We start from the raw sequence: 12,682 nt of genomic DNA, 5'->3' as shown, positions 1-12,682 counted from the left end.
CCTCACGCCGTCGGGCGCTTGAGCATGAAGGCCTGGCGCGTGCACTGCGCGACGAGCGTGCCGTCCTGCTTGTAGGCCTTGTGGCGGAACGTGACGATGCCGGCGTTGGGGCGCGAGCGCGATTCGCGCTTCTCGACGACCTCGGTCTCGCAGCGCACGGTGTCGCCCTCGAAGAGCGGCGCGGGGAAGGTCACGTCCGTCATGCCGAGGTTGGCGATGGTGGTGCCCACCGTCGTGTCGTTCACCGAGATGCCGATCATCAGCCCCAGCGTGAAGAGCGAGTTCATCAGCGGGCGGCCGAACTCCGTCTGCGTCTCGCAGAAATGCGCGTCGATGTGCAGCGGCTGCGGGTTGAGCGTCATGTTGGAGAACAGCATGTTGTCCATCTGCGTCACCGTGCGGGTGAGGCGATGGGGGATGACCGCGCCCGGCTCGAAGTCCTCGAAGTAGATCCCGCCCCTCGGGTGGCGCCGCGCCTCGTCGACCATGCCGTGCATCCTCCTCGCGGGCGCGCTCGCCGCGCCCCTTAAATCCTTCGTTTACCATGACGGGCGATGCTCGCGACCTGACCCGAGCCGCGCCCGTCGGCCGCGACCGGGCCCGAGGACCCGCGGCGCGCCATGTTCCTGTTCACCTCGCTTCCCGCGCAGACGAGCCCGACCGGAGCGGCGGTGCCTCCCCCCGTGGTCGACGCCATCCGCGACGGCGCGCGGGCGAACGGGCTCAGTTTCGACTACCTGCTCGCCACCGCGCAACGCGAATCGGCGCTCGACCCTTCCGCGCAGGCGAGCACCTCTTCGGCCACGGGCCTGTTCCAGTTCATCGAGCAGACCTGGCTCGGCCTCGTCGACAGCGAGGGGCCGCGGCTCGGTCTCGCGGAGGAGGCGCGCGCCGTCGTGCGCGGGCCGGACGGGCGCTACCACGTGCCCGATCCCGCGCAGCGCGCCGAGATCCTCGCCCTGCGCGAGGACCCGCGGCTGGCCGCGCAGCTCGCCGGCGCGCTGACCAACCGAAACGCGGCCGCGCTCGCGTCGGCGCTCGGCCGCGCGCCGAGCGAGGCCGACCTCGCCGTGGCCCACGTGCTCGGCGCGAGCGGCGCCGCGACCCTGATCCGCGCCGCCGGCGAGCGGCCGCAGACGCCCGCCGAGACGCTCTTCCCGCGCGCGGCCGAGGCGAACCCGGCGCTGTTCCGCGACCGTGCCGGCACACCACGCTCGGCGGCGGCGCTCTACCGCGCGATCGCCGATGCTCACGAGGCCGCGCGCACCCACGCCGCCGCGGCCGGATCGACGCCCGCGGGCGACGGCGCCGCGCCCGCGTTCGGCGCCGACGCGCCGCTCGCCTTCGCCCGCCGCGACGGGCCCGCGTTCCACGGCCTGTTCCGGACGGACGCCGCCGCGCCCGGCCCGGTCTCCGGGGCGGTGGCGAGCCTATGGAGCGCGCCACCGGACGGCGCTCTCCCGACGCCCGCCGCGGCACCCGCAGCGTCCGTCCCGCTCTCGAGCGCCCCGACCCGCGGCGCGGCCGGCCGCGGCGACGGCCCGCTCGACCTCGCCGCCGTGGCCCGGGGGACGCGATGATCGTCCGGCGCTTCCTCCTGTGGGCCCGCACGGCCTCCCCCGGCGACCGCGCCGAGGCGGTGAGCGCGCTGGCGCGCGCCTATCTCTACGGCGACCTCGCCCCCGCCGACCGCCGGGACGCCGAGACCGCGCTCACCGCGATGCTCGACGATCCCTCGCCGCTCGTGCGGCGGGCGCTGGCGGAGGCGGTGGCGAACGCGCCCGAGGCGCCGCGCCACCTCGTCGTGGCGCTCGCGTCCGACCAGAGCGGCATCGCCGCCCTCGTGCTCGCCCGCTCGCCGCTGCTGACGGACGCCGACCTCGTCGACTGCGCCGCGCTCGGGGACGACTTCGTGCAGACCGCGATCGCGCTGCGCCCGCGGCTCTCCTCGGCCGTGTCGGCGGCGCTCGCCGAGATCGCCTGCCCTCAGGCGGTGGAGGAGCTCCTCGGCAATCCGGGCGCGGGCCTCGCGTCCTCGACCTTCGCGCGCATCCACGAGCGGTTGGGCGAGGAGCCCGCTATCCGCGAGGCGCTGCTCGCCCGCGCCGATTGCCCGGTGGACGTGCGCCAGACCATCGCGGTGGCCGTGGCAGCGCGGCTCGAGCGCTTCGTCGTCGGCTGCGGCTGGCTCTCGGCCGAGCGCGGCGCGCGCGTGGTGCGCGAGGCGCGGGAGAAGACCACCGTCGCGCTCTCCGCCGGTCCCCAGGCGGACGCGCTGCGCCTCGTCGCGCACCTGCGCCGCTCGGGCCAACTCACCCCGGCGATGATTCTGCGCGCCATCCTCTCGCGCGCCATGCCGTTCGCCGAGGCCGCCTTCGCCGATCTCGCCGAGATGCCGGCGAAGCGCGTCGTGGCGCTGCTGCACGACCCGCGCGGGGCGGGCTTCCCGGCGCTGTATCGTCGCGCGAAGCTGCCGCCGGCGCTGCTGCCCGCCTTCGAGGCGGCGCTGTCGGCGCTGCGCGAGCCGGAGGGCGACCGGGCGAGCGGCGGCGCGCAGCTCTCGCGCCGGATGGTCGAGCGGGTGCTCTCCGCCTGCGCCACGCTGCCCGCGGAGGAGGCCGGCAAGCTCCTCGTGCTGCTGCGCCGCTACGAGGTCGAGGCCGCGCGCGAGGAGGCCCGCGAGGCGAGCCGCGCGATGGCGGAGGACGCCGCGCTCGACGTCGCGCTCGCCCACGTGGAGCGCGGCATCGTCGAGGCGATCCGCTCGCGGCGGCTCGGCGTGGCGGCCTGAGCGCACGTGCGCCTCAGGCCGGCGCCGACGCCTCCGCGTAGGGCTCCATGTAGTAGACGAGCGCGGGGTCGAGCGGGCCGGCGCCGACGAGGCCGGCTATGTCTGTCGCGATGGCGAAATCGACCGGGTAGGAGCCGATCGCGTCCGGGTCGTCCTCGTCCGTCTCGATCATGCGCTTGATCGTTTCGAGGCCGTCCCGAAGAAGCTCGACCGACCAGATCCATTCGTCCGTGGCGGGGTGGTAGCCGACGAGCTCGTGAACGATGCGCTGGGTCATGGCTCGATCCTCCGCGCGGGGTTGCCGGGTTTGGTCATCTCGCCCGTCACCGAGTCGAACTCTCCCAAGTGCCGCCCGCGCAGATCATAGACCTCCACGCGGCCGTGCTGGTAGTCCCATCCGTAGATCCGCCAATCATCCCGCCAGCGCGCCCGCTCGCGCGTCCGGCCGAAGCGGGTCTTGGCGCGAACCCGGCGAGCGCTCGGGAACGCCGGCAGCTTCGGAGGAGGTGTCTTGGGCGACATAAACACGACTTCTATATTGTTTCTGTGCTGATTGCGTGCGACGCACCTGTCAATCCGGTACACGAAGAGCCGTCCGCCTTGCCCTCTCTCGAAAACCCGCCTATAAGCCGCCCTCGCGCCCGCTAGACACCCTTGGAGGCACGGGCGCGCGACGGGCCGCCGCGTTGGCGGCTTTCGTCGTTTCCAGCACCATCGAGGAATCACGACCATGTCCGAGACCAAGACTCTCCAGGCCGTGGCGCGCGATCGGGTCGGCAAGGGGGCCGCCCGCGAAGCCCGTCGCCAAGGCCGGATTCCCGCCGTCGTCTACGGTGCCGGCAAGCCGCCGCGCGCCATCGAGATCGACTTCAACGAGACCAAGAAGCTGATCTACGCCGGCGGCTTCATGACCACGATGTTCGACATCGAGGTGGGCGGCGAGACGGAGCACGCCATCCCGCGCGACTACCAGCTCGACCCCGTCAAGGACATGCCGATCCACGTCGACTTCTTCCGCGTGGGCCGGGGCCAGACGATCGCGGTCGAGGTGCCGGTGCACTTCGTCAACCAGGAGAAGTCGGTCGGGCTCAAGCGCGGCGGCACGCTCAACGTCGTGCGCCACACGGTGGAGCTCAACGTCCCCGCCGACGCGATCCCGGATTCGATCGACATCGACATCGCGACGCTCGACATCGGCGACAGCCTTCACATCTCGGCCGTGACCCTGCCCAAGGGCGTCACGCCGGTGATCCAGGACCGCGACTTCACCATCGCCACCATCGCCGTTCCGGCGGGCGTCCGCGAGGCGCTCCAGCAGGAGGCCGCCGAGAAGGCGCAGGGCGGCGAGGCGGGGGAGGGCTGATCCGGGCCCTTCTCGACAGGTTGTTTCGTGCGCGCGCTCCGGCCGAAGGGCCGGAGCGCTTCGCCGTTTCGGGGGAGGGTCGAGTGCGCCTCTTCGTCGGGCTGGGCAATCCCGGCGCCCGCTACGCCGGCAACCGGCACAACATCGGCTTCATGGCCATCGACGAGATCGCCCGTGTCCACGGCGCGGCGCCCTGGCGCCGCCGCTTCCAGGGCGAGGCGTGCGAGGCGCTCGTCGGACGCGAGCGCGTGCTGCTGGTCAAGCCTCTCACCTACATGAACGAGAGCGGGCGCGCCGTCGCCGAGGCGATGCGCTTCTACAAGATCCCGCTCGACGACGTCTGCGTCTTCCACGACGAGCTCGACCTCGCCCCCGCCAAGCTGCGCATGAAGAAGGGCGGCGGCAACGCCGGCCACAACGGGCTGCGCTCGATCACGGCGCAATGCGGCAACGACTATCGCCGCGTGCGCCTCGGCATCGGCCATCCCGGCGACAAGGCGCTGGTGCACGCATACGTGCTCAACGACTTCGCCAAGTCCGAGCAGCCGTGGGTGGAGGACCTCTGCCGCGCGGTGGCGGACCATGCCGAGCTGCTGGCGAAGAGCGACGACGCCTCGTTCCAGAACAAGGTCCACCTCGCCATGGAGGGGCGCGGCTGGGGGGACGTGAAGCGCCCGGGGGAGAAGTGAGCAGGGGACCGCACCGTTGACTCTCGACCGGGACTGCACGACATCACTGCAACACGAATCTCGTGTTTTCGTGAATGGAGCGCGGGCATGAAGAATGTCACGATCACCCTCGATGAGGACGTGCTCGCGCGAGCACGTGTCGAGGCGGCGAAGCAGGGGAAGAGCCTGTCGCGGTACGTTTCGGAGACGGTCGAGATGAAGCTCGGTCGCAAGCGCAGTCAAGCGGACGTCGTCGCCGACCTCCTGAAGGGGCCGAAGTGGAAGCTGGGCGGGGGCCCGCTGCCGAAGCGGGACGAGATCTATGAAGAGCGTCTTCGTCGACACGAACGTCCTGATCTATCCGCTTCAGACGGACGATCCGACGAAGGCGGCGATCGCCACCGCATGGATTGAGAGGCTTGCGGCGCGGGAAGCCCTCGTCGTAAGCCCGCAAATCATCGACGAATTCGTCTCGGTGCTCACGCGTCGCTACTCGTTTCTTCCGCTTCTCGACGTCCTCGACAAGGCTCGCGACTATTCCGAGTTCTGCCGTGCACGCATGGACGCCGACACCACGCGAGCCGCGATCGATCTGCTGTTGCTGCACAGGTTTTCCTGGTGGGATTCAGTCATGCTGGCCTCAGCGCTGGACTTCGGCTGCGAGATCGTCCTCACAGAAGACCTCCAGAATGGGCGATCGGTCGACGGCATGTTGATCGTCGACCCGTTCGCAGCCGATATCGACACCGTCCTGCGGGACATCTGAAAGACGAGACAGGAAAACCGCCATGGGCTTTCGCATGGGCATCGTCGGGCTGCCGAACGTCGGCAAGTCCACGCTCTTCAACGCGCTGACGCAGACGGCCGCGGCGCAGGCGGCGAACTATCCGTTCTGCACGATCGAGCCCAACGTGGGCGACGTCGCCGTGCCCGACGAGCGGCTCGATGCGCTGGCCGCGATCGCGAAGTCGGCGCAGATCGTGCCGACCCGGCTCACCTTCGTCGACATCGCTGGCCTGGTGCGCGGCGCCTCGCGCGGGGAGGGGCTCGGCAACCAGTTCCTCGCCAACATCCGCGAGGTCGACGCCATCGCCCACGTGGTGCGCTGCTTCGAGGACGAGGACGTCACCCATGTCGAGGGCAGGATCGACCCCGTCGCCGACATCGAGACCATCGAGACCGAGCTGATGCTGGCCGATCTCGACAGCCTCGAGCGGCGCGTCACGGGCCTCGAGAAGAAGGCCAAGGGCGGCGACAAGGAGGCCAAGGAGAGCCTCGACCTCTGCCAGCGCGCCCTCGTGCTGCTGCAGGACGGCAAGCCCGCGCGGCTCGTGCAGGTCTCGGCGGAGGAGCGCCGCGCCTTCGACATGCTCCAGCTCCTCACCGCGAAGCCCGTGCTCTACGTCTGCAACGTCGAGGAGGCCTCGGCGGACGCCGGCAACGCCTTCTCGGAGCGCGTCTTCGCCCGGGCGAAGGAGGAGGGCGCACAGGCGGTGGTGGTCTCCGCCAAGATCGAGAGCGAGATCGCGGTCCTCCCCGAGGCGGAGCAGGCGGACTATCTCGAGGCGGTCGGCCTCGCCGAGCCCGGCCTCAACCGCGTGATCCGCGCCGGCTACCGGCTGCTGGGGCTGCTCACCTACTTCACCGTCGGGCCGAAGGAGGCCCGCGCCTGGACGATCGCGACCGGCACCCGCGCGCCCCAGGCGGCGGGCGTCATCCACACCGACTTCGAGAAGGGCTTCATCCGCGCCGAGACCATCGCCTACGACGACTACGTGTCGCTCGAGGGCGAGGCCGGCGCGCGCGAGGCGGGGAAGATGCGGCTCGAGGGCAAGGAGTACGTCGTGCGCGACGGCGACGTGATGCACTTCCGCTTCGCGCCCTGATGCATCGCGTCGCGGCGGGCGGCGCATCCGCAACTTTGCGGAGCCTCGCGGCGTTTGGGCGTCCATGAAGCTCGAACGCCGCCACGATTGGGATCTCGACGTCGACGCCGCCCTGCGCCTCCAGGAGGAGCTCCGGGGCGACATCGACATCTCCACCCCGCTCGATCTCGACGCGATCCACCTGATCGCGGGCTCGGACGTCGTCATCAAGGACGACACGGCGCACGCCGTCGTCGCCACCTTCCCGGATCTCCAGCCGGTCGAGACCGTGCACGGCCACGGCACGGTGCGCTTGCCCAACACGCCGGCGATGACCAGCTTCCGGGAGGGGCCGGCGCTCCTCGACGCCTTCGCCAAGCTCGAGCACGTGCCCGACGTCTTCCTCTTCGACGGCGCCGGTATCGCACACCCCCAGCGCTTCGGCACCGCCTGCCATCTCGGGCTCTTCCTCGAGCGCCCGACGATCGGTTGCGGCAAGACGCGGCTGTGCGGGCGGTTCGCGCTCCTGCCCGAGGACAAGGGCGCGATGGCGCCGCTCACCGACGGGGGCGAGACGATCGGCATGGCGGTGCGCACGCGCACGCGGATGAACCCGATGTTCATCTCGCCCGGCCACCGCGCGGACCTCGACAGCGCCGTCGCGCTCGTCCTGCGCACCACCGAGAAGTACCGCCTGCCCGAGCCGATCCGGCTCGCCCACAAGGCGGGGCAGGGCGAACCCGCGCCCTAGCCGTCTCGCCCGTCACCCCGCACCGGCTCCGTCGAGCAGACGGGCGACGAGGGCGTCGATGCGTGCGGCGAGGCCCGCGTCCGCGAGTGCGGTGCGGACGAGGGCGCGGGCGCGCTGGAAGCGGGCGGCGTCCGGAAGGGGGACGGCGGCGGCGAGCGCCTCCGCCTCCCGCGCCGCCGCGGCGATCTCGCGATGCAGGGCGACCGCCGGATCGAAGCGGGGGATCGGCAGCGACCAGACGACCTTGTCGAAGTCCCGCGCCCCGAACAGGCCGCGGGACTGGAGGTGCTCCGAGCGGGCGCGGGTCGTCTCCGAATTGACGAGCGCGGCGAGGAAGTGCGCCTCGTCCTCGGAGGCGGGGGCGAACCAGTAGAGCTTGTGGTCGATGACGGCTTGGGTGTCTCGGACCACGCAGGCCGCGGGCTGGGAGCCGGCTTTGGCGTAGACGACGCGCAGCGGCGATATGGGGAACTGCGAGCCGAGCTCGTTGTGGTAGTTCCATCGCCCGATCAGCGTCATGCCGGGGCTCTCGCCGGTTTCCTTCCAGGTCCTCTCGGCGGCTCGCATCCAGCCCGTGATCCCGTCATATCCTCGGTTCGCCGCTCCCTCTGCGTCCAGCAGCTCTCCCTTGTCGGTCACCGGCACCACGCCCTCGAACGCCTGCCCGATCCGGTAGGGCAGGACGCTCTCCCCCAGCAGCACCGGCCGAAGGAACTCCGCCTCGACCGGGTGCTCGACGCCCGGCGCGGATTTCCACGGCTCCTTCTCCTGGCTCGAGCGGCGGCTCGTCACCGCGGGCTTCGCCGTGTTCGAGCCGAGCTTGCCGAGGCTGCGGCGCTCGACGAGGACGAGCATGCGCGGCACCAGCGTCGCGCCCTGCCGAAACAGCTTGCGATAGGGCGATCCGCCCTCGAACCGCGCCTCGCTCGGCGCCGGCGCGTTCTCGACTACCGTAAGGAGCCGGTCGGCGACCTCCTCGGGCGCGTCGCGCTGGCCGGCGAGGCCGCCGGAATAGCGGCGCACCGTCGTGGGGATCGGCCTGGCGATCGCGCGGCGCCGCCCGAAGACGGCGCAGGAGGGAACGGGGAACAGCGGCTCCACGTCCCGGTCCATCACCCAGGCCTCGTCCCAATGGATGCGCAGGGAGTCGAACGAGCCGCCGCGCAGCTTCTCGAACTGCCCGCGGGTGAGCACCGCCAGCGGCAGGACGAGGCCGAGCCGGCCCGAGGCGCGCAGGTAGAGCCCGGCGGCGCGCACGGCGAAGAGCGCGCACAGGTCGTTCTGCGTGGCGAAGCGCCCGCCGACGTGCACGCGCTCGCCCCGCGCCAGCTCGCGGAAGCGCTTCTGGAGGCCCTCGCTCATGTGCCGGAAGGCGACCCAGGGCGGGTTGCCGACGAGCACGCTCGCCCAGCCGCCGCGGTGGGAGAAGGCGAGGGGGCGCGAGAGGTTTCGCGCGACGTAGGCCCACACCGAGTCGCGACCCTCGCGGCGCAGCCGGTCGAAGGTCTCGTAGGTCGTGCCCATGTCGGGCACGGCGTCGCGCTCCTCCGCGGTGAGGTCGCGCATGTAGTGCATCTCGATCTCGCGCACGAGCCGGTACTCGACCTGGTCGCGGCTCGCGCCGGACTCCGAGCCCGAGCGCAGCACCTCGATCGCCTTGTCGAACAGCCCGGCGTCGCGGCAGAACACGTCGGGGAAGTCGAGCTTCGTCGCGCCGGTGCCGTCGGGCGCCGGCGGCACGCGCACCGTCAGCTCCTTCAAGCCCATCACGTCCGTGATCGAGAGCTGGAGCGCGTCCCCGAGATAGACCGGGATCGAGATCGAGCCCTTGCGCGCGTGCAGCACCGGCGCCAGCGCGAGGAGGTACGTCACGCGCGCGATGATCACCGCGACGGGGTGGATGTCCATGCCGGCCACGAGCTCGGTCGTGCGCCCGGCGCGCTCCGCCTCCGGCAGGTCGCCGTCCTCGGCCTCCGCGAGGACGAGGCGGATGGCGTGGAAGAGGAAGGCGCCGGAGCCGCAGGCGGGGTCGAGCACGGTCTGCTCGAGGGGACGCGAGACGCAGTTCTTCACCACCTTCGCCGCGAGCCAGTCCGGCGTGTAGTACTCGCCGAGCCCATGGCGCTCGGCACGGTCGATGAGGCTCTCGTAGAGCGTCTTGAGCACGTCGGTGCGCGCCTCGCGCAGCCGGAAGCGGCGCACGTGCGCGAGGATGCGCCGCACCAGCGCCGCGCCCTCCGGGGCGGCGACGATCCAGTCGAAGAAGTCGCTCTCCACCGCGCCGTAGATCCCCGCCGCCTGGAAGGCCTCGCCCGAGAGGAGGCGGGCGGGGTCGTCCTCGCGAATCTCCAGCACCGCCCCGGCGATCGCCTTCGCCACGATGACGAGGAACGTGTGCTGGACGAACAGCGCGTCGGACTCGACGTCCTTGCCGTAGACGAGGGTGAGGAGTTGCGCCCAGAGCTGGCGCTTGAGCGCCACCGCGGGATCGTCCTTCAGGCTCGCCCACAGTTTCTCGAGATCGCGCGCGGCGCGGCGGTAGGCGACCGAGTCCTGACCCAGCTCCGACTTGAGCGTCAGCTCGTCCGTCGGCAGCGAAGCCTTCAGCGCGAGCACGCCGTCGAGAAAGGCGAGGAACTCGACCGGCCGCTCGGGATCGAGCGTCGCGCGGCGCACCTCCACGAGCGCGCCCTCGACGAGCTCGTAGGCGATCCACAGCCGCCCGTCGGAGGCGAGGCCCACGAAGCGCTCGCCCTCCTCCTGCTCGCGGTTGGCCAGATAGTCCGGCATCTTGCGCTCGACGTCGCCGCGCTCGGCGACGAGGTCGCGCTTGGCCTCGAAGACGGTGCGCCCGATCAGCGCGTCGGTGCGCGAGCGCACCTCGATGCGCTGCTCGAAGCGGATGTCGTGGAGGGCGGCGTCGAACTCCTCCACCAGGAGGTCGCGGAAGTCCGCCTTGACCTCGTCGTGCCCCGGACGGCTCGCCAGATGCGCCAGGAGCGCGCTGACCCTCTCAGATACCGACACGTCGCTCGCACCCTCGCATCCCCGAGCACTTGGTGTGCGAGAAAGCGGGCGCGCGGTCAAGCCGATGTCGCCGTTTCGTTCCGGCTCTCCAGCGTGGGGCGGTGCGTCAACACCGGTCGTCGGAAGGGTCTCGGTCCGTCGCCGGCGCCGCGATGGCGTCCCCCGCCTCGTCGCCCTTCAAGAGCCGCAGGGCGGCGATGGCGCGGTCCCAGGGCAGGGCGAGGTCGACGACGAGGCGGGCGCGGCCGTCGCCGAGGTCCTCGAGGCGGGTGCCGGACCGGGCGGCGCACGCGGGGGCCGGCGCGCGCATCGAGTCGACCTCCTCGACGAGGTCGTTCACGCCGACCCCGAGCACCTCGGCCAACGCCTCGATCTGAGCCATGCGTCGGGGCAGGCTGCGACCCTTGGCGTACGACCAGACGCTCACGTCCGAGATCCGCATGCCCGCCGGCAGGCGCTCCTGTGCGAGGCGCGCGGTCTCGCGATAGGTCAGGCCGCTGCGCTTGATCGCCTGCCAGAGGCGATGCGCGAAGACGTCCTTGTCGATGGGGAGCGTGCGCTCCTTCCGGGGCCTGTCCCTCTGCACGGGCTGCGGCGCGCGCGGGGTGGGTCGGTCGGTCGGTGGCACCATCGGGGGCTCCGGTGAAAGGGGGGACGGCCGCCCCGGCCGCCGCTTTCGCGTCGACCGGGGCGGCCGGTGTCGTCGTCGTACAGGGGCAGACGGCGGAAGCGAGACGCCGCATGGCCCGCAGCCGGTCTACACGAGTGCGCTCCGCCGCTCGACGAACGACCGTTCCAAATTCTCAGAGATATCTTCAGAAATGGAAGCACCGCGGATCATCGCGTTCGGAGCGTCGATCGAGCAGATGATTAATGAAATACTGTGCGAATGCAGAGGCGAGCCCGAAACCCGTTCGTATCCGGACGCTCGACGACGGTCCGGAGTCCTGGGGAGACCGACTCCCGAGAACGTTTCCGTACATGGATCATAAGCAGCGATTCATAATCTCGAGCTAAGCCGTAGTGGACGATCGGAGACCTCCGTCCATGCGCCGCTTCCTCTACGACACGCGCGGCAGCGCCGTGATCCCCCTCGCCCTCGTGCTGGTTCCCGTCATCGGGCTCGCGGGCGCGGCGGTCGACTACACCCGCACCACCAGCGTGCGCGCGGAGATCCAGTCGACGCTCGACGCCGCCGTGATCGCCGGCGCGCGGGCGCCGCAGGATCATGCGGCCGTGGCGGAGCGCGCCTTCGATACGACCCGGATCGCGGGCGTGGAGGGCGTCGACGCGCGCTTCTCGCTCGGCGAAGGCGGGCGGGTGGTCGGCGAGGTCGGCTTCAGCGTCCCCACCGTCTTCCTCGGCGTGGTGGGCCGTCGATCCTTCGATGCCGAGGTCAGGGCGGAGGCCGTGCGCGCAAGCGCGCCGAACGGGCCGTGCGTGCTCGTCCTCGACGAGCGCACGCCGCAGCCCTTCCTCGTCAACAGCGGCGCGGACGTGCACGCGCCCGATTGCGAGATCCACGTGCGCAGCCGCGCGAACCCGGCGGCCATCCTCAACGCCGGCGCGGAGGTCTCCGTCCGCCGGCTGTGCGTCGCGGGGCGCGACATCATCGACAACGGTGCGACGGTGTCCGGCCTCGAGCTCGGCTGCGCCGCGGCGGAGGACCCCTATGCGGGCTCCCTGCCGGTGCCGCAGGTCGGCGCCTGCGACTACTCGAATGGAAACTACAATGGAGGCAACGTCACCCTCTCGCCCGGCGTGTATTGCGGCTGGCACAACTTCAACGGCGCGCCGCGGGTCACGCTGGAGCCGGGCCTCTACGTCGTGAAGGACGGCGGCTGGAACGTGAACGGCGGCGTCTGGCGCGGCGAGGGCGTGACGTTCTACTTCCCGTCCACGGCGAAGATCCAGTTCAACAGCGGCATGGACGTCGCGCTCTCGGCGCCGGAGGGCGGCGAGACCGCAGGCATCCTGCTCTTCGAGGCGCCGGGGCTCCCGCGATCGCAGTTCATCCTCAACAACGCCAACGGCAACACGCTCGAGGGGCTCGTCTACCTCCCGAGCCGCGAGCTCGTGATGAACGCGCGCTCGCGCATCGAGTCCGACCGGATCGGCATGGTCGTCGACCGGCTCATCCTCAACGTGGCGGACTGGCGACTCGCGCCCGAGAACGCCGGCGCCTCGGCGGGCGCGGAGGTGCGTCTCGTGCGCTGA

The 12,682-nt window shown here is 71.3% G+C and carries 14 protein-coding genes; 9 read left to right on the top strand and 5 right to left on the bottom strand.

Annotated elements, in window-relative coordinates:
• Positions 1-2: 2 nt before the first annotated feature.
• Entirely contained in the window at positions 3-488 is a 486-nt protein-coding gene (locus tag AB9M23_RS15495) for a MaoC family dehydratase (protein ID WP_372425467.1), read from the bottom strand.
• 132 nt (positions 489-620) lie between these two features.
• Between AB9M23_RS15495 and AB9M23_RS15490 the strand changes: the two genes are divergently transcribed.
• On the top strand, positions 621-1,580 hold the full coding sequence (locus AB9M23_RS15490; protein WP_372425466.1) for a transglycosylase SLT domain-containing protein: 960 nt from the start codon (positions 621-623) through the stop codon (positions 1,578-1,580).
• Positions 1,577-2,791, top strand: coding sequence for a DUF2336 domain-containing protein (locus AB9M23_RS15485; protein WP_372425465.1), 1,215 nt, complete (start codon positions 1,577-1,579; stop codon positions 2,789-2,791). The genes AB9M23_RS15490 and AB9M23_RS15485 overlap by 4 nt, the downstream gene beginning before the upstream one ends.
• Before the next feature lie 13 nt (positions 2,792-2,804).
• On the opposite strand, the gene AB9M23_RS15480 is transcribed toward AB9M23_RS15485, so the two are convergent.
• A complete protein-coding gene (locus AB9M23_RS15480; protein ID WP_372425464.1) occupies positions 2,805-3,068 on the bottom strand; it encodes a DUF7683 domain-containing protein in 264 nt (87 codons plus the stop codon).
• Entirely contained in the window at positions 3,065-3,313 is a 249-nt protein-coding gene (locus AB9M23_RS15475; RefSeq protein ID WP_372425463.1) for a colicin E3/pyocin S6 family cytotoxin, read from the bottom strand. The genes AB9M23_RS15480 and AB9M23_RS15475 overlap by 4 nt, the downstream gene beginning before the upstream one ends.
• Positions 3,314-3,521: 208 nt before the next feature.
• On the opposite strand from AB9M23_RS15475, the gene AB9M23_RS15470 reads away from it, so the two are divergent.
• The 6 genes from AB9M23_RS15470 to AB9M23_RS15445 all read left to right on the top strand — a co-directional run bounded on the left by AB9M23_RS15470 (position 3,522) and on the right by AB9M23_RS15445 (position 7,438).
• Complete coding sequence (locus AB9M23_RS15470) at positions 3,522-4,154, top strand: 50S ribosomal protein L25/general stress protein Ctc (RefSeq protein WP_372425462.1); 633 nt, start codon at positions 3,522-3,524, stop codon at positions 4,152-4,154.
• 83 nt (positions 4,155-4,237) lie between these two features.
• Positions 4,238-4,843 (top strand): aminoacyl-tRNA hydrolase, encoded by a 606-nt coding sequence (gene pth / locus AB9M23_RS15465; RefSeq protein WP_372425461.1) that lies wholly within the window; start codon positions 4,238-4,240, stop codon positions 4,841-4,843.
• A gap of 87 nt (positions 4,844-4,930) precedes the next feature.
• Positions 4,931-5,236, top strand: coding sequence for a hypothetical protein (locus tag AB9M23_RS15460; RefSeq protein ID WP_372425460.1), 306 nt, complete (start codon positions 4,931-4,933; stop codon positions 5,234-5,236).
• Complete coding sequence (locus tag AB9M23_RS15455) at positions 5,145-5,588, top strand: PIN domain-containing protein (RefSeq protein WP_372425459.1); 444 nt, start codon at positions 5,145-5,147, stop codon at positions 5,586-5,588. The genes AB9M23_RS15460 and AB9M23_RS15455 overlap by 92 nt, the downstream gene beginning before the upstream one ends.
• Before the next feature lie 22 nt (positions 5,589-5,610).
• A complete protein-coding gene (gene ychF / locus AB9M23_RS15450; protein ID WP_372425458.1) occupies positions 5,611-6,708 on the top strand; it encodes a redox-regulated ATPase YchF in 1,098 nt (365 codons plus the stop codon).
• Between the two features lie 64 nt (positions 6,709-6,772).
• A complete protein-coding gene (locus AB9M23_RS15445; RefSeq protein WP_372425457.1) occupies positions 6,773-7,438 on the top strand; it encodes an endonuclease V in 666 nt (221 codons plus the stop codon).
• Between the two features lie 12 nt (positions 7,439-7,450).
• Here AB9M23_RS15445 and AB9M23_RS15440 read toward each other — a convergent pair whose 3' ends face one another.
• Positions 7,451-10,465 (bottom strand): N-6 DNA methylase, encoded by a 3,015-nt coding sequence (locus AB9M23_RS15440; protein ID WP_372425456.1) that lies wholly within the window; start codon positions 10,463-10,465, stop codon positions 7,451-7,453.
• A gap of 106 nt (positions 10,466-10,571) precedes the next feature.
• Positions 10,572-11,096, bottom strand: a complete 525-nt coding sequence (locus AB9M23_RS15435; protein WP_372425455.1) for a hypothetical protein — start codon at positions 11,094-11,096, stop codon at positions 10,572-10,574.
• Between the two features lie 416 nt (positions 11,097-11,512).
• Between AB9M23_RS15435 and AB9M23_RS15430 the strand changes: the two genes are divergently transcribed.
• Positions 11,513-12,682 (top strand): TadE/TadG family type IV pilus assembly protein, encoded by a 1,170-nt coding sequence (locus AB9M23_RS15430; protein ID WP_372425454.1) that lies wholly within the window; start codon positions 11,513-11,515, stop codon positions 12,680-12,682.

Origin of the sequence: Salinarimonas chemoclinalis, assembly GCF_041514305.1 — a bacterium.
Lineage (GTDB): Bacteria > Pseudomonadota > Alphaproteobacteria > Rhizobiales > Beijerinckiaceae > Salinarimonas > Salinarimonas chemoclinalis.
Note: the sequence above shows the minus strand (reverse complement) of the source record. Positions and strands in the feature narration are given on the sequence as shown.

Coding starts and splice junctions, on each gene's coding strand:
- AB9M23_RS15495 (WP_372425467.1), bottom strand. CDS start 488: ATGGTCGACGAGGCGCGGCGCCACCCGAGGGGCGGGATCTACTTCGAG.
- AB9M23_RS15490 (WP_372425466.1), top strand. CDS start 621: ATGTTCCTGTTCACCTCGCTTCCCGCGCAGACGAGCCCGACCGGAGCG.
- AB9M23_RS15485 (WP_372425465.1), top strand. CDS start 1,577: ATGATCGTCCGGCGCTTCCTCCTGTGGGCCCGCACGGCCTCCCCCGGC.
- AB9M23_RS15480 (WP_372425464.1), bottom strand. CDS start 3,068: ATGACCCAGCGCATCGTTCACGAGCTCGTCGGCTACCACCCCGCCACG.
- AB9M23_RS15475 (WP_372425463.1), bottom strand. CDS start 3,313: ATGTCGCCCAAGACACCTCCTCCGAAGCTGCCGGCGTTCCCGAGCGCT.
- AB9M23_RS15470 (WP_372425462.1), top strand. CDS start 3,522: ATGTCCGAGACCAAGACTCTCCAGGCCGTGGCGCGCGATCGGGTCGGC.
- AB9M23_RS15460 (WP_372425460.1), top strand. CDS start 4,931: ATGAAGAATGTCACGATCACCCTCGATGAGGACGTGCTCGCGCGAGCA.
- AB9M23_RS15455 (WP_372425459.1), top strand. CDS start 5,145: ATGAAGAGCGTCTTCGTCGACACGAACGTCCTGATCTATCCGCTTCAG.
- ychF (WP_372425458.1), top strand. CDS start 5,611: ATGGGCTTTCGCATGGGCATCGTCGGGCTGCCGAACGTCGGCAAGTCC.
- AB9M23_RS15445 (WP_372425457.1), top strand. CDS start 6,773: ATGAAGCTCGAACGCCGCCACGATTGGGATCTCGACGTCGACGCCGCC.
- AB9M23_RS15435 (WP_372425455.1), bottom strand. CDS start 11,096: ATGGTGCCACCGACCGACCGACCCACCCCGCGCGCGCCGCAGCCCGTG.
- AB9M23_RS15430 (WP_372425454.1), top strand. CDS start 11,513: ATGCGCCGCTTCCTCTACGACACGCGCGGCAGCGCCGTGATCCCCCTC.